This is a genomic window from Sodalis sp. RH14, from assembly GCF_047324285.1.
Taxonomy (GTDB): domain Bacteria; phylum Pseudomonadota; class Gammaproteobacteria; order Enterobacterales; family Enterobacteriaceae; genus Acerihabitans.
In genome coordinates, this window is record NZ_CP178739.1 from 1617996 (window position 1) to 1635158 (window position 17163).

Genomic DNA, 17163 nt, shown 5'->3' on the forward strand with positions numbered 1-17163 from the left:
TGATCGTCGGTGTGGTCTGACTGTCGCCTCGCCCTGTTCGGGCCTAACAGTAATTGTTGTCGCAGTCTGGAAACTTTCAAGTCGGAATGGATATCAATCTTTGCTAGCGGGTCAAAGACGGGGAAAACGCTACGGCGACACGCAACGGTTCGCGTAATGGAGGCATTACGGGGTGTAAGACACTGCATGAAATGTGAAGGTTAGGTAAAGGTTTGGCAAAAACGGGCGGGAAAGGCTTTGCGGCGGACCGGCACGCGCTACAGTAAAAGCTGGAATCGTCCTAAGGAGTAAAAAGCATGTCTGCTAGCCGTAAATCATTGTTAAGCGCCGCGCTGCCCGCTCTGGCCTGCACTGTCGCCGCGCTGAGTTTTTCCGTCCTGGCCGCGCCCGCGGCGCCGGACCAGGAGCCCGCCGCCGCCATGCACCAGGAAGGACCGGGCGCGGGTTATCCGATGCCGATGCTATTCCAGCCTCCGGGCCGGCTGCCGCCGCATGAGCCGGGCTTCTGCCGCGGCGGGGAACTGTTCTGCGCGGCGGTGCAAACCGATAACCCGGCCGACACCCTGCAAAAGCTTAACGGCATTTTACCGGCGGCCAACGGCGGCCATTATCGGGTGCGGGTTTCGGTGGAGCGCGTACCCGAACATCCGATGGACAAGGGGCCTCATCCGGCCACGGATACGCCGCCGGCGTCAGCCGGCTAAGCGCTGGCGTTATTCACCGGGTATGCGTATGCGGGACGGGCCGTATTGCAAACTCCACCATGAATAGGCCACGTTAAACAACACTACCAGCGCGGTTACGCAAAATACCGCGCGGTAGCCGTAGCTGGCGGAGACGACGGCGCCGATCAGCGGGCCGCTGACGTTGCCCACATCGCGGAAAGATTGGTTATAGCTGAATATCCGGCCGGCGACCTGATTGGTGCAGTTATAGATAAGCAGGGTCTGTACCGCGGGCAGCAGGGCGCCGTCGGTGGCGCCGAGCAAAAAACGCAGTATTCCCAATTGCAGGGGAGACTGCACGAATGCCATCGGGATCAGCAGTACGATGGAAAGCCCCAGCATGGCGATCAATATCCGCTCCGGACCGATTTTATCACCCAAGCGTCCCAGTCTCGGCGCGCTGATAAGGGCCGCCACGCCAGGTACCGCCGCAATCAGTCCGCTGATAAACGCCAGGTTCTGGATATTGCCCGCCAGTTCGCGGACATACAGCGTCAGGATGGGCGCGATGGAGCCGGTGGCCACCTGGATAATCATGGTAGTGACAAACAGGCTCAGCACCAGGCGGGGTTTTTTCAGCGAAGCAAACACCTGCCGGGCGGTAAGCATGTCCTTTTTCAGCACCGGCGTGAAGCGCTCCTGCACATAGATAAGCGTGGTGATAAAGCAGATAAACAAGACCAGCGCAGTGATAAAAAATATCAGCCGCAGGCCGTAATGGTCCGCCAGCAGGCCGCCTATCAGCGGGCCAATCAGCGCGCCGCTGACGGCGCCGGTGGAGAGCGTGCCCAGGGCCCACCCGCTTTTATTGCGCGGCACCTGGGTGGCGATAAGAGCGTTGGCGTTGGGCACAAATCCCCCCAACAGGCCCAGCAGCGCCCGCAGGATCAAAAATTGCCACACATTCTGCGCCATGCCCATCAGCACCATCACGATCGACATGCCCAGCGCCGAACGCAGCAACATCAGCTTACGTCCCCTCCGGTCCGCCAGCGCGCCCCAGAACGGGGACGCGATGGCCGAAAACAGAAAAGTAATGCTGAATACCGCCCCCGACCAGATATTGAGTTCCCGGGCATCGGTTACGCCGAGCATTTCAACATAGAGCGGTAAAAAAGGCATGATCAGGCTAAAGGCGGCGCCGGTGAGAAAACAGCCGAGCCAGGCAATATACAGATTACGTTTCCAGTTGATGGGTTCCGGTACCGGCGTCATAACATCCTAATAACAAAGATAACGGCGGTCAGTTACGTTGACAGGGCACGAAGGCGTTCTCGCCGGGAATTGAGCAGTAGCGTGAAAGTATGCGCTCAAACGGGGCATGGGGCAATTTGCGGGGCATGTTTTGCACCATCCGGCGGGGGCAAAACGCCGCGCTCGGCGTCCTTGGCAGCCGCAACGCCCGCGGGTAAAACGGGTGTCCGGACAGCGCCGCCGCTTCGCCGTCAGTATAGCGACGGCTGGCCCGGCGGCCGGGTCTTGAAGCGGCGGTGGAGCCACATATACTGCTCGGGCGCCAGCAGGATGGCCTGCTCCAGCACCTTATTCATGTGGGTCGCCGTGGCCACGTCGCTGTCAACGGGCAGGGCGTCCTCATCAGGCAGGATAAGCAGCTCATAGCCCCGGCCGTTCGGTAAACGCCGCGGCACAAAAGGGATAACCGCCGGTTTGGCGAGTTTGACCAGCACATGGGTGCCCGACGTGGTCGCCGCTTGCTCAATGGCAAACAGCGGCGCGAAGACGCTGCTTTTCGGGCCGTAGTCATGATCCGGCGCGTACCAGATAATTTCGCCGTTTTTCAGGGCGCGGATCATGCCCTTGACATCCGAGCGGTCCAGCATTGATTTATTGGAGCGCATGCGCCCCCAGGTTTGCAGCCAATCAATCAGCTTGTTGTTGTTGGGGCGATAGACGCCGATGCCGGGATTGTAAATGCCGAAGATGCGCGCGCCCAGCTCCAGGGACAAAAAATGCAGGCCGATTAGCAGTACCCCTTTGTTATGCTGGCGGGCCAGATCGATATTTTCCAACCCGGACACGTGAAATAAGCGCTTGACGCGCCAGTCGGGCCAAAACCACCCCATGCCGGTTTCAATCAGGCCCATCCCGACGGATTCAAAATTTTTGATGAGCAGCGCTTCTCTTTCCGTACCTGAAAGATGGGGGAAGCAGAGCTCGAGATTGCGTCTGGCGATATGGACGCGGCGCTTGAGAAAATGCATCGACAGGCACCCCAGGCTGGTGCCGAGACGATAAAGCAGCGGATAGGGCAACAATACCACCAGGTATAACAGGCCGATGCCAACCCAGGTTATCCAATAACGGGGATGCAGCAAAGAACGGTTAAAAGTTGGAATATGTGTCATGGGATCTCGGCATCTTAGGTGTAAAAAGCGGAATTACCGGCCAAAGACGATATTTCCGCCATACTACATTTTATTCTGGCATCTTTTTCAAAAAGGGGAAATAAACAGCCCGGCAAACAAAGTTAAATTTTCTCAAGTGAGCACATGTTGCGCCGGGCATACGGCGCTGTGCCGCCGGGTTATTCCTTGAGAAATAAATCCTTCACATAATGCGGCTCGCTGCGCCAGTACTGTTTGGGGCCGTGGACCTTGGCGCCGAGTTTCGCCGCCGCATGCCAGGGCCAGCGGGGATCGTAAAGTACGGCGCGCGCCAGGGCAATCATATCCGCCTCGCCGGTGGCGACAATGGCTTCCGCCTGCTCGGGTTCGGTGATAAGCCCGACCGCGATAGTATTCATGCCGGTGGCTTCTTTAATCTGCCGGGCAAAGGGAATCTGGTAGCCGGGACCGACCGGGATTTTCTGCTGCGGCGACAATCCGCCGCTTGAGACGTGGATGTAGTCGCAGCCCAGGTCTTGCAGCGCCCTGGCCAACGCAATGGATTGCTGGATATCCCATCCGCCTTCCACCCAGTCGGAGCCGGAAATACGCACGCCCACCGGGATATCGGCGGCTACCGCCGCGCGTACCGCCTGGAAGACTTCCAGCGTCAGGCGCAGCCGGTTCTCCAGGCTGCCGCCGTATTGATCGGTACGCCGGTTGGCGAGCGGCGAGAGAAATTGATGCAACAGGTAGCCATGGGCCGCATGTAGCTCAATCAGGTCAAAGCCGATGCGCTGCGCGCGCAGGGCCGCCGCGACAAAATCGGCTTTCAGCGCCTCGATGTCATCGCCGGTCATGGCCCGCGGTGGAAAGTCGGACGCGGCGAACGAAAGGGCGGATGGCGCCAAGGTTTGCCAGCCACCCGCGTCGGGATGGATATTGTCCCCGCCTTCCCAGGGGACCCGGGTCGACGCCTTACGCCCGGCATGAGCCAGTTGTATCCCCAGCGCGATGGACGAATGCTGCCTGACGGTTTTTACCACGTCCGCCAGCGCCTGTTCGGTACCGTCGTCCCAGAGGCCGAGATCCCGCGGTGATATGCGCCCCGCGGGCGCGACGGCGGTGGCTTCCACGATCAGCAGGGACGCGCCGGACAGCGCCAGGTGCCCCAGGTGAATCTGATGCCAGGAGGTTGCCTTGCCTTCATCGGCGGAATATTGACACATCGGCGCAATAACGATGCGGTTGGCCAGGGTAAGCCGGCCGATGTCATAGCGGGAGAAAAGCTGGCTCATTACATTGCCTCTATATAGTAACCCTAATAAACATTTGATTAACAATGTTCGCTATAATGGCGATTTGTTATGTCATAACCATGGTATTATGTAACGTTAGCAAGTTAATGTGCTTTTAAACCAACGATAAATGCTTTTTTCCCCAGCGACAGGAAAGTACACCATGCCAGTGTTACATAACCGCGTATCGAACGACGAGCTCAGGGCGCTGATGCTGGCCGAAACCGAGCCGCGCGTTACTCTCTCTTTTTACAAATATTTTCGTATTGCCGACCCGCGGGCCTTCCGTGATGATTTGTATCAAGTCATGACGGGGTTGCGCGTGTTTGGCCGCGTCTATATCGCCGCTGAAGGGATAAATGCCCAGGTCAGCGTGCCGCAAAATCGCTTTTCCGCCTTTAAAACCGCCCTGTATGCCGCCGATGCGTCCCTGGACGGGCTGCGGCTGAATATTGCCCTGGATGATGACGGCAAATCCTTCTGGGTGCTGCGCATGAAGGTTCGGGAACGCATCGTTGCCGACGGCATCAGCGATCCGACCTTTGACCCATCCAATGTCGGCCATTACCTGAATGCCGAGCAGGTCAACGCCATGGCCGGCGATCCCGAAACGGTATTTGTCGATATGCGCAACCACTATGAATATGAGGTCGGCCATTTCCAGGACGCCATCGAGATCCCCTCGGATACTTTCCGTGAGCAGTTGCCGAGGGCGGTAGAGATGCTGGCAAAGGACAAAGACAAAAATATCGTCATGTATTGCACCGGCGGCATTCGTTGCGAAAAAGCCAGCGCCTATATGCGGCATCATGGTTTTGCCAATGTCTATCATGTGGAGGGCGGCATCATCGAGTACGCCCGGCGGGCCAGGGAGCAGGGCTTGCCGCTGAAATTCACCGGCAAGAATTTTGTCTTCGACGAGCGCCTTGGCGAGCGTATTACGCCTGATGTCATCGCCCATTGCCACCAGTGCGGGGCGCCCTGCGATACCCATGTTAACTGCAGGAACCAGGGGTGCCATCTGTTGTTTATCCAATGCCCGGACTGCGCGCAACGCTATCAAGGCTGCTGCAGCCCCATCTGCCGCGACGAACTGGCGCTGCCGCCGGAAGAACAGCGGGCGCGGCGTGCGGGCCGCGAGAACGGGATGAAAATCTTTAATAAATCGCGGCAGCGTTTATCGTTGACCCGCCCCGAGGATCGGCCTGAGGAAAACGGCGGCCGTTAAAGCCGCACGCGGCGCAAGGCACGGGCTGCCCGCCAGCGGCGGGTAAGCCTTATCCGAAGCGCCGCAGCCGGAAGGGTGAAAGGTCAAAGCCGCTCTCGCGTCCGGCGGCAAACCCGGCGGCGATTTCGCCCAGCACGCTGGCGAATTTAAAGCCGTGGCCGCTCAGGCCGCTGATGATCAGCAGGTCGTCGTTGCCGGGCAGGGTATCGATAATAAAATCCTCATCCGGCGAGAGATCGTAGGTACAGGCTTCGCCGCTCAGGCAAACGCCGACCCCCGGCAAGAAATAGCGCAGAAAACCAAAGGTTTCATTGCCGTCCGCCGCATGGCTGCCGAAAGGCGTGCGCTGTCCCGGCTCGTCGATCATCTGCCCGCCGTCGTGTTTACCCACCTTGAGTTCGTTTTTGATGGCCGGGAAGCCATAATATTGACTGCCGTCCGGCGTCAGGGCGGTAAACGCCGGGAAATGATTGTCCTCGCTGAAGCGCCCGTCGGCCTGATGCCAGGAAAACACCTTACGCACCGGTTGCACCGGCAGCGACGGCAGCAGGGTTTTCACCCACGTGCCGGCCGAGACCAGCAGCTTATGCGCCTGGTAGTGGCTGCCTTCCACCGTGGTGATGTCGAAGGTCATGGCGCCATGGCTGATATCGGTAACGCCGCAGTTAAACAGCTGGGCGCAGCCAGCCTGCTCGGCCAGGCGGATATAAGTGGCCACAGCCAGCTCCGACTTGAGATAACCCGCCTGGGGTTCAAAGACCCCAAGATAATCATCCGGCAGGCTGAACGCCGGCCAGCGGGCGACAACCTGGCCGGCATTGAGTATTTCGCACGGCAGTTTATAGGCGTGGGCGCTGTCGATGGCCCGTTTGATAAACTCCGCCTGGCGCGGTCCCAGATTAAGTACGCCGCTGCGGTGAAACACCGGCGTGCCGCCCCGCGCCGAGAGCTCTTCCCAGAGCGTTTGCGCCCGCAGCGCCAGGGGAACGTATTTTTTCCCTTCGCCATAGGCATGGCGGATAATGCGTGTATCGCCATGATGGCTGCCGCCGCGGTGGGGGGGGAACGCGGCGTCAATCATCAACACATTGAGGCCGGCTTCGGTAGCGTAAAACCCTGCCGCGGAACCCACGGAACCGCTGCCGATAATAATCAGATCGTATACCATGCTCATTTTTCCTGCTGGGCCCCGCTCAAACCCTCAGGTCGAGGATACGGGGAAAAATCTGGAATTAGGAGGGCATTGTCATCTGGCGGAAACATGGCCCCAGCATAATAAAAAAAACACCCGGTGCAAAGCAGCGGGTGCCTGAGGGGTAGTGGTCGAGATTAATGTTTTCGGTGATCAATATCGTGATATTCCGTTGCTTCAATTTTGGCGATGCCCGCTTCAAGGATCGAAATCAATTGCTTCGCGACATCTGTGGTCAGCCATAGGGTTCTGTCCACTTCCGCATCTTCGGTGGCCTGGCTGGGGGAATTGATGTAATGCAGGCGGATCATCATGGCATTGTAGGCGTCTACGGTGCTGATGTCCCAGCCGACCAATGGATGGGTATGGATTATCTCGTTTTTTCTGTCCATAAATACCCCTTTTTCTGACTCGTTTAATAAAACAAAGAGTGTCTTTGAGGCTCAGTGCGGCTCCATTTTAGCGAGCAATTTAAGTATACCCTTGTTTGTCACTTTTTTTGCTAATTGAACGATTTTTTTTAACTTTTGTACTATTTCGTTAAACGCGTCATCAGAAATAGCGCGAGGCCACGACGTATTGGCTACCGTGGGCGGGGTGGGCGTGTGGATGGAATTAGACGGCGGCGGGCGGAATTACCGGGCCGATGCGTTTGGCCAGCTCTTCGGCCAGCTGGGCGAAATATTTTTGCATGATCGCATCGCGGTTTTGGTTTTGGGATTCCAGCATCAGGTTGTGGATGAGTAACTGATTGGCTTTTTCATCCAGGCTGAATGACAGGTAAGAAAACGCGATCTCCAGTACATTAAGCCTGCGCTGCTGCTCGCCAATTAATGCCAGCAGTTCGCCGAACGTCATTGCTTCTTCAGGTTTATTGGCAATCATATAGGCATTCTCCCCGGGACGGTTTGTGCACAATGCGCTGCTTGGGGTGATTACAGCCCAGAAAAACGCATTTGCCAATAGGGGAAGCGCAAAAATTCGCTAAAAGCGTCGTTTAACAGAATTTTTGGCATAAAAAAGCCGGGAATGAATCCCGGCGAAGCGACAGTACAAACTTCTTATTATTGAGAGTCAAACCAATCGTCGGCGCTTTCCCACGTTTCTTGCAGGATATCGGTGATCAGCGCCTTGTCTTCTTTACTGCCTCCCATAACGCTAATACCGTTGGTGCCCGCATAGCGCACCTGGACATGGGAATCAGTAAACTGTTTATCAATCCGGGCCGTAAATTCCTTGGTCAATGCCTCAAGCGCGCCTGCGGGAAGCGGTGTCGCTTTAGCAAGAGTAATTTCGATACGCATATTTTTTCTCATAGTATCAACGCCTGTTTATTTATACAGTGTCGCCGTCGCCAGTGCAAGCGCCAACAGGCTTTTATTTTACGGCGGATACTGATAAAGCCCATCGGCATCGACTTGCGTCCATCAGGCTTCCACCCACCAGTGCAGCGCCTGTCCGGCCAGAAACGGCACCAGGACGTCGTCGCCCAGCGGAATACTGTCCGGCTGCAGATGGGTATGCCGACGCAGGGTAATGAAATCATCGTTCGGCGGCAGCCCATAAAAGCGTGGGCCGTTCAGCGAACAGAACGCTTCAAAGTGCGCCAAGGCGCCGATTTCCTCAAATACCGTGGCATAAGCGGCGAGAACGTTAGGCGCATTAAACACGCCGGCGCAGCCGCAGTCGCACTCTTTGCGGTCGCGGCTGTGCGGAGCCGAATCGGTGCCCAGGAACAGTCGATCGCAGCCCCCGGCAACGGCGGCGCGCAGCGCTTCCTGATGCGTATTGCGTTTCAGGATCGGCAGGCAGTAGAGATGCGGCCGTACTCCGCCCACCAACATATGATTGCGGTTGAACATCAGGTGCTGCGGGGTGATGGTGGCGGCCAGATGGCTGTCCGCGGCCAGTACATACTGCGCCGCTTCGCGGGTAGTGATATGTTCCAGGACAATTTTCAGCGCCGGAAAGCGCCGGCGTACCGGTTCCAGGATCCGATCGATAAAACACGCCTCGCGATCGAAGATATCAATCTCAGGCGCCGTGACCTCGCCGTGGATCAGCAACGGCATGCCGATTTCTTCCATGGCGCCGAGCAGGGGGTAAATGCCGGGAACACTGGTCACGCCGTGGCTGGAATTGGTGGTGGCGTTGGCCGGATATAATTTCGCGGCGCTGAAAACGCCTTGCTGGAATCCCGTCACTAACTGCGTTTTATCCAGCGTATCGGTAAGGTAGCAGGTCATCAGAGGCTGGAAACGGTGGCCGGCGGGCAATGCCGCCAGTATCCGCCCGTGATACGCAACGGCCTGCTCTATGGACGTAATCGGCGGCGTCAGGTTCGGCATCACGATAGCCCGGCCAAAGACGCGGCTGGTATAAGGCAATACGGTACGCAGCATATCGTCGTCGCGTAAATGCAGATGCCAGTCGTCGGGACGGCGGATATGGAGTTCTGTCGGCTGTGCGGTCATGAATAAGGCTCCGGCTATTGAGTACGGACAAACGGGTCAATGTCAGATTAACGGCGGGGTATTAGAATAAGCATATCGGGCGGAAGTTGCATTATAAAAAAACCCGCCGCAGCGGGTTTGGATGGCAATATCAGTCGTCGTCCTTCGGCGTTGGCCGGGTCGCCGGGGCGGCGGCCTGATTTGCGGCCGCGTGGCCGCCCGCCGAACCGCGTCCCTCGAACCGGTACTCCGGACGCTGCCACTGCTTCACAGGCTCGGGGGCCGGGCTGTAAACGGGCGCAGGGGCCTTGGTCATGGGGGCGCTGACATGCTGTTTAAGAATGGGCTGCGCCTTGTCGTCTTCTGGCTGGCCTTCCTGCTGTCCGTTCGGGATAGCGGGGGCCGGTTGCGGTTGCCCGTCGGCAACCGGCGTCGGCGCCGCGTGGGCCGATTGCGCCCCGGCGGCGTCCGCCGCCGGGGATGCCAGGGCCGGTTGCGTATCGGCGACGGTAGCGTGCGGTGCCACCGGGGCGCTGACCAGCGGCGCGGCTTCCGCTACTTGGCGTGGCGGCGACAGACGCGATACCTGCAAGGCGGCAATGATATCATCGGAAAGCAGGACAACGGCCGGTTGGCTCGCGACAGCCGGCGGCGTTACGCTTGCCGGCTGTTCCTGTTCCGTCAGATCCGGGGCCAGCGTGGCAAACGACGCGGCGTCGGTATCCGCCACGGACGCGGCCGGTTGGGCTGCGGCCAGGGTGTCCTGCGCCACGCCGCGATCTTGCGCCTGGATGACATCGGGTACCTCATCGGCCGCCGCCAGTTGGGCCGGGGTCGGCTCAAGCGGAACCAGGGTCGCCGCGGGCAATTCCTGCGGCGCCAGGGCGTCGGTGGTGGCGACGCCTGCCGGCCCGGCGACGGTGCTGCTGTCGACAATGCTGTCGAGGGCGCTGGCCACGTCGCGGTCACGGGTGTGCTCGTTGCCGCCGCCCTGGCTGCCGGTAGCATCGGCGACCTGTGGCGGCGCGGTGTTTTCCGCCCCCGCCGTGGTCGGTTCAGGCAGCGGCATGACGTTTACCGCGGTCGTCGCGACAGGTTCCGGCAGTTCCGTCACCGTCGACGGGTTTTGTTCAAAACGTTCGACAGGCGTGATGGGATAGCTGATCCAGACCTTGCCGGACGCCATCTCGGGAGAGGCCACCGCGCCGCTGAGCGGCATCGGCGATTGCCCAAGATAACGCTCGTCACGATAACGGCGGCGACGCTGGCCGCTGACCCGCAAATGGCGCGGGGAGCGGCGCGAACGGCGGGGCAGGCCCGCTTCGTTGCCGTTGCGGCCTTCCTGCGCGCTGTTGTCCAGCCCTTCGGGCGCCGGAGCGTCCTCGGTTTGGAACATGATGTCAGGGGTCGGCGCGCTGCCGGCCTGGAACTTGATATCCGGCTGCGAGCCGGTGTCTTCGCGGACGCTTTCGCCTGCGGCGGCGACCTGCGTAACGTCGGCCGCGTCATCGGTGACCCGCACTTTCTGGGACAGATTGCGACGCTGGCGGCGCGGAACGATAGGCGTCGGTTTATCGTCATCGTTCACCGGTTCGGCCAGGGCTACGGCTTCGGGCTCGATCATCTCGGGCTCAGCCTCAACCTCAACCGGCAGGGGTTTGGCTTCCTGCGGCTGGCGCTTGTCTTCCTGGCGACGGCGCGGACGATCGGCGCGCGGTTCGCGGCGTTGCGTCTGCTCCTCCTCGGTCTGCGGCTTCTCGGCTATCACGGCGTCAAGCATCTCGGTCTCGACCGGCGCGTTCTGGCGTTTGCCTTTACTACGCGCATCGTCACGGGGTTCGCGGCGTTCGCGCGGTTCACGGGGCTCACGCGCTTCACGCGGCTGGCGTCCTTCCTGCGGCGCGCGCTGCTCACGCTCGCCGTTGCGATCGCGGCGGACATTCTGGCGGCGCTGGCCGCGGCGATCCTGCTGCTGGCGACGCGGCGCCTCGGCGGGTTCGGCTACGGCAGGGGTCTCTTCCTTCGGCAGGACCGGTTCGGCGGTTTTTACCGAGGTATCTTCCTCAGGATCGCTAAACCAGCTTTTTAGGCGGTTTACCGCGCGGCTGAATAACCCGGCGGAAGCCGGCTCAGCGGATTTTTCGGGCTTGGCGACGGCCTTGACGCCGGTTTCCCGGGCTACCGGCGCGGGTTCCTCAATCACCGGCTCAGGCGACATCGGCGGCGAATCCGGCATAACGAAAGCAGCCAGCGCGGGTTGTTCAGGCAGCTTACGCTCGGCCGCCGGTTCTTCGGACGGCTGGGCCATTTCCGCTTCGTGCAGTTGCGGCAACAGATAGCTCAGGGTTGGCGCTTCTTCGCCCTTGCGCACGCGCAGCACCGCGTAATGCGGGGTTTGCATTTGATCGTGCGGCACGATAATCGCCCGCACGCCGCCCTGGCGGCGCTCGATGGCGTTGACCGAATCACGCTTTTCATTGAGCAGGTACGAGGCAATCTGCACCGGCACGATGGCATGCACCTCGTGGGTATTCTCTTTCAGCGCCTCTTCTTCGATAAGGCGCAGGATGGATAGCGACAGCGACTCGTTATCACGAATGGTGCCGGTACCGCCGCAACGCGGGCAGACATGGTGGCTGGATTCACCCAACGACGGGCTCAGGCGCTGGCGCGAGAGTTCCAGCAAACCAAAACGCGAGATGCGGCCGATCTGGATGCGCGCGCGATCCTGGCGCACTGATTCACGCAGGCAATTTTCCACCTCGCGCTGGTGACGCACGGGGGTCATATCGATAAAGTCGATAACGATAAGGCCGCCCAGGTCGCGCAGGCGTAATTGACGGGCTATTTCGTCGGCGGCTTCCAGGTTGGTGTTAAAGGCGGTTTCCTCGATATCGCCCCCGCGGGTGGAGCGGGCGGAGTTGATATCGATGGCGGTCAGCGCTTCGGTGGTGTCGATAACGATGGAACCGCCGGACGGCAGGCGCACTTCGCGCTGGAAGGCGGATTCGATTTGCGATTCAATCTGGTAATGGCTGAACAGCGGAATTTCGCCGCTGTACAATTTAATTTTGCTGCTGAAGTCGGGGCGGCCGAGGGAGGCGATATGTTCTTTCGCTTTTTCGAGCACCTTGGGATTGTCGATCAGGATTTCGCCGATATCCGGACGCAGATAGTCGCGGAAGGCGCGCACGATGACGTTGCTTTCCTGATGAATCAGGAAGGGCGCGGGACGTCCTTCGGCGGCTTTTTTAATCGCTTCCCAATGCTTGATGCGAAACGCCAGATCCCACTGCAGCGCATCGGCGGATTTACCCACGCCGGCGGTACGGACGATAAGGCCCATGCCGTCGGGGAGTTCCAGCGACGACAGCGCTTCCTTCAGCTCAGTGCGATCGTCACCCTCGATACGACGGGAGATGCCGCCGGCGCGGGGATTGTTCGGCATCAGCACCAGATAACTGCCGGCCAGGCTGATAAAGGTGGTAAGCGCGGCGCCTTTATTGCCGCGTTCTTCCTTATCAACCTGGACAATGACTTCCTGCCCTTCACGCAGCACGTCCTTGATATTGGGGCGGCCGTGGGAGGCGTATTGCGCGGGAAAATACTCGCGGGCAATTTCTTTCAGGGGAAGAAATCCGTGTCGCTCGGCGCCGTAATCGACAAACGCCGCTTCAAGACTTGGCTCAATACGGGTGATTTTACCCTTGTAAATATTAGCTTTTTTCTGTTCATGACCCGGGCTTTCAATATCCAGATCATACAGCTTTTGGCCATCTACCAGAGCAACGCGCAACTCCTCTTGCTGAGTCGCGTTAATTAACATTCTCTTCATCTTAACTTACTCTTTTTTATGCATTGGCATCAGAGCTGCGGGCAAAAAAACGCATGACCGGGCGATAACCGACGGCCCCGTGACTTGTCGCGAGCCGTCAACCTCACGGTTGTCGCTCGCAGAGGGGCGCATTGTTTCGGTAGCCTGTTTTCAGAGAGAAAGACAGCGCATTTACAGCGGGAATAGCGTCTGATAACGGTCGCCAGAACGAATTCCTTTTGCCGGCCAAGCTGCAATCCGCAGCCCGCTAACTGCCTGATTAATCACTACGTCTTACGCCATTGCTGCGTGTATGGTTGATCAGGCAAATTTAAAAATTCCACGATTTCTCGCCTTTAACGAGCGCAGAGTGGAAAGTTTATGCATTATTCCACCGCTGACACCTATATAGCAAGGCGACTTTACCTCTTGGCAACAAGATTCCGACTTATGGTTACATTTCTGCCTGGCCTGCCTGCTGCGTAGCCGAAATCCACCCGAAAAACTTTTTTACCAATTAAAGCACAGTTAAGCACAGAAAAAGGAGTGGCGCTATGCTGGCGGTATATTTAGAATCGCGTCCCATGAATGAAAATAATGCAGGCGTACAGTTTATAACCGTTTCCGCGGATGAAGCAGGCCAGCGGATCGACAACTTTTTGCGTACCCGATTAAAAGGCGTACCGAAGAGCATGATTTATCGTATCGTGCGAAAAGGGGAAGTGCGGGTCAATAAAAAACGGGTCAAGCCCGAATACAAGCTGCTGGACGGCGATGAGCTCAGGATTCCGCCGGTGCGTCAGTCCGCGCCGGATGAAAACACCGTTTCGCCGCTGCTGGACAAAGTGGCGGCGCTGGCGGAAGCGGTGCTGTATGAAGACGATCACCTGCTGATTTTAAACAAGCCTTCCGGTACGGCGGTGCACGGCGGCAGCGGCTTAAGTTTCGGCGTCATTGAAGGGCTGCGCGCGCTGCGCCCCGATGCCCGGTTCCTGGAACTGGTTCACCGCCTGGATCGGGATACGTCGGGTGTGCTGCTGGTGGCCAAAAAACGATCGGCCCTGCGTTTACTGCACGAGCAGCTGCGCATGAAAGGCATGCAGAAGGACTATCTGGCGCTGGTCGCCGGAGAGTGGCCGTCGCAGACCAAGACGGTCAGCGCGCCGTTGTTGAAAAATATCCTCGCCAGCGGCGAGCGCATCGTGCGGGTGGGCAGCGACGGCAAACCCTCGGAAACGCGCTTCAAGGTAGAAGAACGTTTTGTGCACGCCACCCTGGTAAAAGCCAGCCCGGTGACCGGCCGCACGCACCAGATACGCGTCCATGCCCAATATGCCGGCCACCCGATTGCCTTTGACGATCGTTACGGCGACGCGCAATTTGATCAACAGCTCAAGGGATCGGGCCTGCACCGGCTGTTTTTACATGCCGCGGCCCTGCGCTTCGATCATCCCGCCACCGGCGAGACCATGCGCATAGAGGCGCCGCTGGATAAAGGCTTGCGCCATTGCCTGGTTTACCTGCGCGCCAACGATAAATAAGGCGGCGCGCAGGAAATGGGGCGACGGTATCGCCATCCCGCCGGCGGTTGCTGCGGCCCTGCTAGCGCAAGCGCGCCTGCGCGTCCGTGAGCAGGGGATTGATGCCCTCGTTGCGCAGCATCCCGCCAAGCGCAATCAGCGGCAGGCCGATCAACGCATTGGGATCGCGCCCTTCCAGCGCGTCGAACAGGCTGATGCCCAGCCCCTCGCTTTTGAAGCTGCCCGCGCTGTGCAGCGGCTGGTCCAGCGCCACATAACCCGCGATTTCCGCCTCGCTCAGGGTGCGAAGAGTGACATGAAAGGGTTCTACCGTACGCTGGATCCTGCCCGTCAGGCTGTTAAGCAGCGCCAGGCCGGTATAAAACGTCACGCGCCGGCCGCTGGCTTGCCGTAGCTGGCCGACGGCGTTTTCGTGCGTATGGGGTTTGCCGGTAATGCGGCCCTCAAGCACGCAGCACTGATCGGAGCCGATAATCAGATGAGCGGGGTATCGGCCGGCCAGCGCGCGGGCTTTGCCCTCGGCCAGGCGCAGCACCATGTGGTCTGCGGATTCGTCCGCAAGCCTGGTTTCGTCGATGTCCGGCGCGACGGCGATAAACGGCAGGGTTAATTTTTCCATTAGCGCCCGGCGAAACGGCGACGATGAAGCCAAGACAATTTTGCACATATTTTTTCATCCAACGATGGCGTATTTCCGTGCGTCATTTTAAACTGTTCGCCGCTTCGGAAGCGAATATTGATAAAGGCAGGTAAATATGGCCTTTTTCTTTGACTCTATGCCGTTACAAAGTTAATATGCGCGCCCTATGCAAAAAGTAAAATTACCCCTGACTATCGATGCGGCCCGTACTGCACAGAAACGCCTGGACTATGCTGGTGTCTATGCGCCTGAGCAGGTAAAGCGTATTGCCGAATCCGTGGTAAGTGTGGATAGTGATGTTCAGGCGTCGTTGTCATTTAATATTGATAATCAGCGCCTGGCGGTGATCGATGGCAGTGCGGACGTAGCGGTGACGCTGCTGTGCCAGCGCTGCAACCAGCCGTTCGCGCATCAGGTGCACACGACATTTTGTTTCAGCCCGGTTGTCACCGACGAACAGGCTGAGGCATTGCCGGAAGCGTATGAGGCGGTTTATGTCGATGGTTTTGGCGAGATAGACCTGCTGGCAATGATTGAAGATGAAGTTATTCTTTCGCTGCCGATCGCACCGGTTCATGATACTGAACACTGTGAAGTGTCCGACGCGGAGCAGGTGTTCGGCAAGCTGCCGTCCGAGGTTGAAAAACCTAACCCGTTTTCCGTATTAGCCAGTTTAAAGCGAAAGTAATTTAAGGAGTAAGGTCCATGGCCGTACAACAGAATAAACCCACCCGTTCTACCCGTGGCATGCGCCGTTCACACGACGCGCTGACCACCTCTACCGTATCAGTGGACAAAGTCTCCGGTGAAACCCACCTGCGTCACCACATCACCGCCGACGGTTTCTACCGCGGTCGCAAAGTTATCGCCAAGTAATTCCAAGGCGATACATTGATACGTCTAACCCTGGCGTTAGATGCTATGGGCGGCGACTTCGGTCCCGCCGTGACAGTGCCTGCTGCATTGCAGGCACTGGCTTCTCATCCGCAATTAGCATTGCTGCTTGTCGGCAGTCCCGCTGCGATAAATCCTTTACTGGCAAAAACTGATTCCGTTCTACTTGAGCGATTGACGGTTGTTCCCGCCGAATCTGTTATTGCCGGTGACGCCAAACCATCCCAGGCCATCAGGGCCAGCCGCGGCACCTCAATGCGCATCATGCTTGAGCTGATCAAGGATGGAAAGGCCCAGGCCTGTGTCAGCGCCGGCAACACCGGGGCGTTGATGGGGTTGGCGATAATGTTGCTTAAACCGCTGGACGGCATCGAGCGTCCGGCGTTGATGACCGTGCTGCCGCACCAGCAGCGGGGCAATACGGTCGTGCTGGACCTCGGCGCCAATGTGGCATGCGGTGGCGAGATGCTGGCCCAGTTCGCCATTATGGGCGCGGTGATGGCGGAGGATATCGTGGGCGTGGCTAACCCGCGGGTGGCGCTGCTTAATATCGGCGAGGAGGAGACCAAGGGTCTCGATAATATCCACCAGGCCGCGGCGATACTGAGAAGTATTCCGTCAATCAACTATATAGGTTATCTTGAAGCCAACGAGTTGCTGACAGGGAAGACCGATGTGCTGGTCTGTGATGGGTTTGTCGGCAACGTCACATTAAAGACCATGGAAGGGGTGATAAGACTTTTTCTGTCTTTGCTTAAATCCTCAGGGGACGGCGGCAGGCAGGGTTGGCTGATGAAACTTGTCAAACGCTGGGTGAAAAAACGCCTCGCGCGCCAATTCGGCCATCTTAATCCTGACCAATATAATGGCGCTTGCCTGTTAGGTTTGCGTGGCACGGTGATCAAAAGCCACGGGGCGGCGAATCAGCGCGCGTTCGCTGTCGCTATCGATCAGGCAATGCAAGCGGTGGAGCGGCGGATTCCCGAGCGGATTGCCGCTCGCCTAGATGCGGTATTACCCAAGAGTGATTAAG

The 17163-nt window shown here is 58.5% G+C and carries 16 protein-coding genes; 6 read left to right on the forward strand and 10 right to left on the reverse strand.

What is annotated here, in order from left to right; genetic code table 11:
* The first annotated feature begins 296 nt into the window (after positions 1-296).
* Positions 297-704 carry a hypothetical protein gene (locus ACL2XQ_RS07255; protein ID WP_413733142.1) on the forward strand — a complete coding sequence of 136 codons (408 nt, stop codon included), beginning with the start codon at positions 297-299 and terminating at the stop codon, positions 702-704.
* A 9-nt stretch (positions 705-713) separates the two neighbouring features.
* Here ACL2XQ_RS07255 and mdtG read toward each other — a convergent pair whose 3' ends face one another.
* The 3 genes from mdtG to ACL2XQ_RS07270 all read right to left on the reverse strand — a co-directional run bounded on the left by mdtG (position 714) and on the right by ACL2XQ_RS07270 (position 4368).
* Positions 714-1940: a multidrug efflux MFS transporter MdtG gene (mdtG, locus tag ACL2XQ_RS07260; RefSeq protein WP_410015767.1), complete on the reverse strand. Its 1227-nt coding sequence runs from the start codon at positions 1938-1940 to the stop codon at positions 714-716.
* A 230-nt stretch (positions 1941-2170) separates the two neighbouring features.
* Positions 2171-3091, reverse strand: a complete 921-nt coding sequence (locus tag ACL2XQ_RS07265; protein ID WP_413740190.1) for a Kdo(2)-lipid IV(A) acyltransferase — start codon at positions 3089-3091, stop codon at positions 2171-2173.
* 179 nt (positions 3092-3270) lie between these two features.
* Entirely contained in the window at positions 3271-4368 is a 1098-nt protein-coding gene (locus ACL2XQ_RS07270) for an NADH:flavin oxidoreductase/NADH oxidase (protein WP_413728673.1), read from the reverse strand.
* Between the two features lie 163 nt (positions 4369-4531).
* On the opposite strand from ACL2XQ_RS07270, the gene ACL2XQ_RS07275 reads away from it, so the two are divergent.
* Entirely contained in the window at positions 4532-5596 is a 1065-nt protein-coding gene (locus ACL2XQ_RS07275) for a rhodanese-related sulfurtransferase (protein ID WP_410015764.1), read from the forward strand.
* A gap of 49 nt (positions 5597-5645) precedes the next feature.
* Here the strand turns inward: ACL2XQ_RS07275 and solA are convergent, their stop codons facing one another.
* The 6 genes from solA to rne all read right to left on the reverse strand — a co-directional run bounded on the left by solA (position 5646) and on the right by rne (position 13076).
* Positions 5646-6764 carry an N-methyl-L-tryptophan oxidase gene (gene solA / locus ACL2XQ_RS07280; RefSeq protein ID WP_410016582.1) on the reverse strand — a complete coding sequence of 373 codons (1119 nt, stop codon included), beginning with the start codon at positions 6762-6764 and terminating at the stop codon, positions 5646-5648.
* Between the two features lie 161 nt (positions 6765-6925).
* Positions 6926-7180, reverse strand: a complete 255-nt coding sequence (gene bssS / locus ACL2XQ_RS07285; RefSeq protein ID WP_410015763.1) for a biofilm formation regulator BssS — start codon at positions 7178-7180, stop codon at positions 6926-6928.
* Between the two features lie 223 nt (positions 7181-7403).
* Positions 7404-7673 (reverse strand): hypothetical protein, encoded by a 270-nt coding sequence (locus ACL2XQ_RS07290; protein WP_410015762.1) that lies wholly within the window; start codon positions 7671-7673, stop codon positions 7404-7406.
* Positions 7674-7852: 179 nt separating this feature from the next.
* Entirely contained in the window at positions 7853-8092 is a 240-nt protein-coding gene (dinI, locus tag ACL2XQ_RS07295) for a DNA damage-inducible protein I (RefSeq protein ID WP_413740508.1), read from the reverse strand.
* Between the two features lie 123 nt (positions 8093-8215).
* On the reverse strand, positions 8216-9262 hold the full coding sequence (gene pyrC / locus ACL2XQ_RS07300; RefSeq protein ID WP_410015761.1) for a dihydroorotase: 1047 nt from the start codon (positions 9260-9262) through the stop codon (positions 8216-8218).
* 130 nt (positions 9263-9392) lie between these two features.
* Positions 9393-13076 (reverse strand): ribonuclease E, encoded by a 3684-nt coding sequence (gene rne / locus ACL2XQ_RS07305; RefSeq protein WP_413733138.1) that lies wholly within the window; start codon positions 13074-13076, stop codon positions 9393-9395.
* Between the two features lie 563 nt (positions 13077-13639).
* Here rne and rluC point away from each other — a divergent pair.
* Positions 13640-14596, forward strand: coding sequence for a 23S rRNA pseudouridine(955/2504/2580) synthase RluC (gene rluC / locus ACL2XQ_RS07310; RefSeq protein WP_410015759.1), 957 nt, complete (start codon positions 13640-13642; stop codon positions 14594-14596).
* A 61-nt stretch (positions 14597-14657) separates the two neighbouring features.
* Here the strand turns inward: rluC and ACL2XQ_RS07315 are convergent, their stop codons facing one another.
* Positions 14658-15263 (reverse strand): Maf family protein, encoded by a 606-nt coding sequence (locus tag ACL2XQ_RS07315; protein WP_413740191.1) that lies wholly within the window; start codon positions 15261-15263, stop codon positions 14658-14660.
* A 139-nt stretch (positions 15264-15402) separates the two neighbouring features.
* Here ACL2XQ_RS07315 and yceD point away from each other — a divergent pair, with 139 nt between their 5' ends.
* From yceD to plsX, 3 genes are read left to right on the forward strand one after another with little or no spacing between them, the layout of a single operon-like run.
* Entirely contained in the window at positions 15403-15924 is a 522-nt protein-coding gene (yceD, locus tag ACL2XQ_RS07320; protein WP_331122489.1) for a 23S rRNA accumulation protein YceD, read from the forward strand.
* A gap of 17 nt (positions 15925-15941) precedes the next feature.
* Positions 15942-16112 carry a 50S ribosomal protein L32 gene (rpmF, locus tag ACL2XQ_RS07325; RefSeq protein WP_162364591.1) on the forward strand — a complete coding sequence of 57 codons (171 nt, stop codon included), beginning with the start codon at positions 15942-15944 and terminating at the stop codon, positions 16110-16112.
* Positions 16113-16127: 15 nt separating this feature from the next.
* Complete coding sequence (plsX, locus tag ACL2XQ_RS07330; protein ID WP_410015757.1) at positions 16128-17162, forward strand: phosphate acyltransferase PlsX; 1035 nt, start codon at positions 16128-16130, stop codon at positions 17160-17162.
* Position 17163 lies beyond the last annotated feature (1 nt).

What these genes read in the sequence shown, in the direction of transcription:
- bssS (WP_410015763.1), bottom strand. Translation starts at nt 7,180, where the DNA reads ATGGACAGAAAAAACGAGATAATCCATACCCATCCATTGGTCGGCTGG.
- rluC (WP_410015759.1), top strand. Translation starts at nt 13,640, where the DNA reads ATGAATGAAAATAATGCAGGCGTACAGTTTATAACCGTTTCCGCGGAT.
- ACL2XQ_RS07255 (WP_413733142.1), top strand. Translation starts at nt 297, where the DNA reads ATGTCTGCTAGCCGTAAATCATTGTTAAGCGCCGCGCTGCCCGCTCTG.
- ACL2XQ_RS07265 (WP_413740190.1), bottom strand. Translation starts at nt 3,091, where the DNA reads ATGACACATATTCCAACTTTTAACCGTTCTTTGCTGCATCCCCGTTAT.
- dinI (WP_413740508.1), bottom strand. Translation starts at nt 8,092, where the DNA reads ATGCGTATCGAAATTACTCTTGCTAAAGCGACACCGCTTCCCGCAGGC.
- pyrC (WP_410015761.1), bottom strand. Translation starts at nt 9,262, where the DNA reads ATGACCGCACAGCCGACAGAACTCCATATCCGCCGTCCCGACGACTGG.
- yceD (WP_331122489.1), top strand. Translation starts at nt 15,403, where the DNA reads ATGCAAAAAGTAAAATTACCCCTGACTATCGATGCGGCCCGTACTGCA.
- ACL2XQ_RS07315 (WP_413740191.1), bottom strand. Translation starts at nt 15,263, where the DNA reads ATGTGCAAAATTGTCTTGGCTTCATCGTCGCCGTTTCGCCGGGCGCTA.
- mdtG (WP_410015767.1), bottom strand. Translation starts at nt 1,940, where the DNA reads ATGACGCCGGTACCGGAACCCATCAACTGGAAACGTAATCTGTATATT.
- ACL2XQ_RS07290 (WP_410015762.1), bottom strand. Translation starts at nt 7,673, where the DNA reads ATGATTGCCAATAAACCTGAAGAAGCAATGACGTTCGGCGAACTGCTG.
- rne (WP_413733138.1), bottom strand. Translation starts at nt 13,076, where the DNA reads ATGAAGAGAATGTTAATTAACGCGACTCAGCAAGAGGAGTTGCGCGTT.
- ACL2XQ_RS07275 (WP_410015764.1), top strand. Translation starts at nt 4,532, where the DNA reads ATGCCAGTGTTACATAACCGCGTATCGAACGACGAGCTCAGGGCGCTG.
- ACL2XQ_RS07270 (WP_413728673.1), bottom strand. Translation starts at nt 4,368, where the DNA reads ATGAGCCAGCTTTTCTCCCGCTATGACATCGGCCGGCTTACCCTGGCC.
- solA (WP_410016582.1), bottom strand. Translation starts at nt 6,764, where the DNA reads ATGGTATACGATCTGATTATTATCGGCAGCGGTTCCGTGGGTTCCGCG.
- rpmF (WP_162364591.1), top strand. Translation starts at nt 15,942, where the DNA reads ATGGCCGTACAACAGAATAAACCCACCCGTTCTACCCGTGGCATGCGC.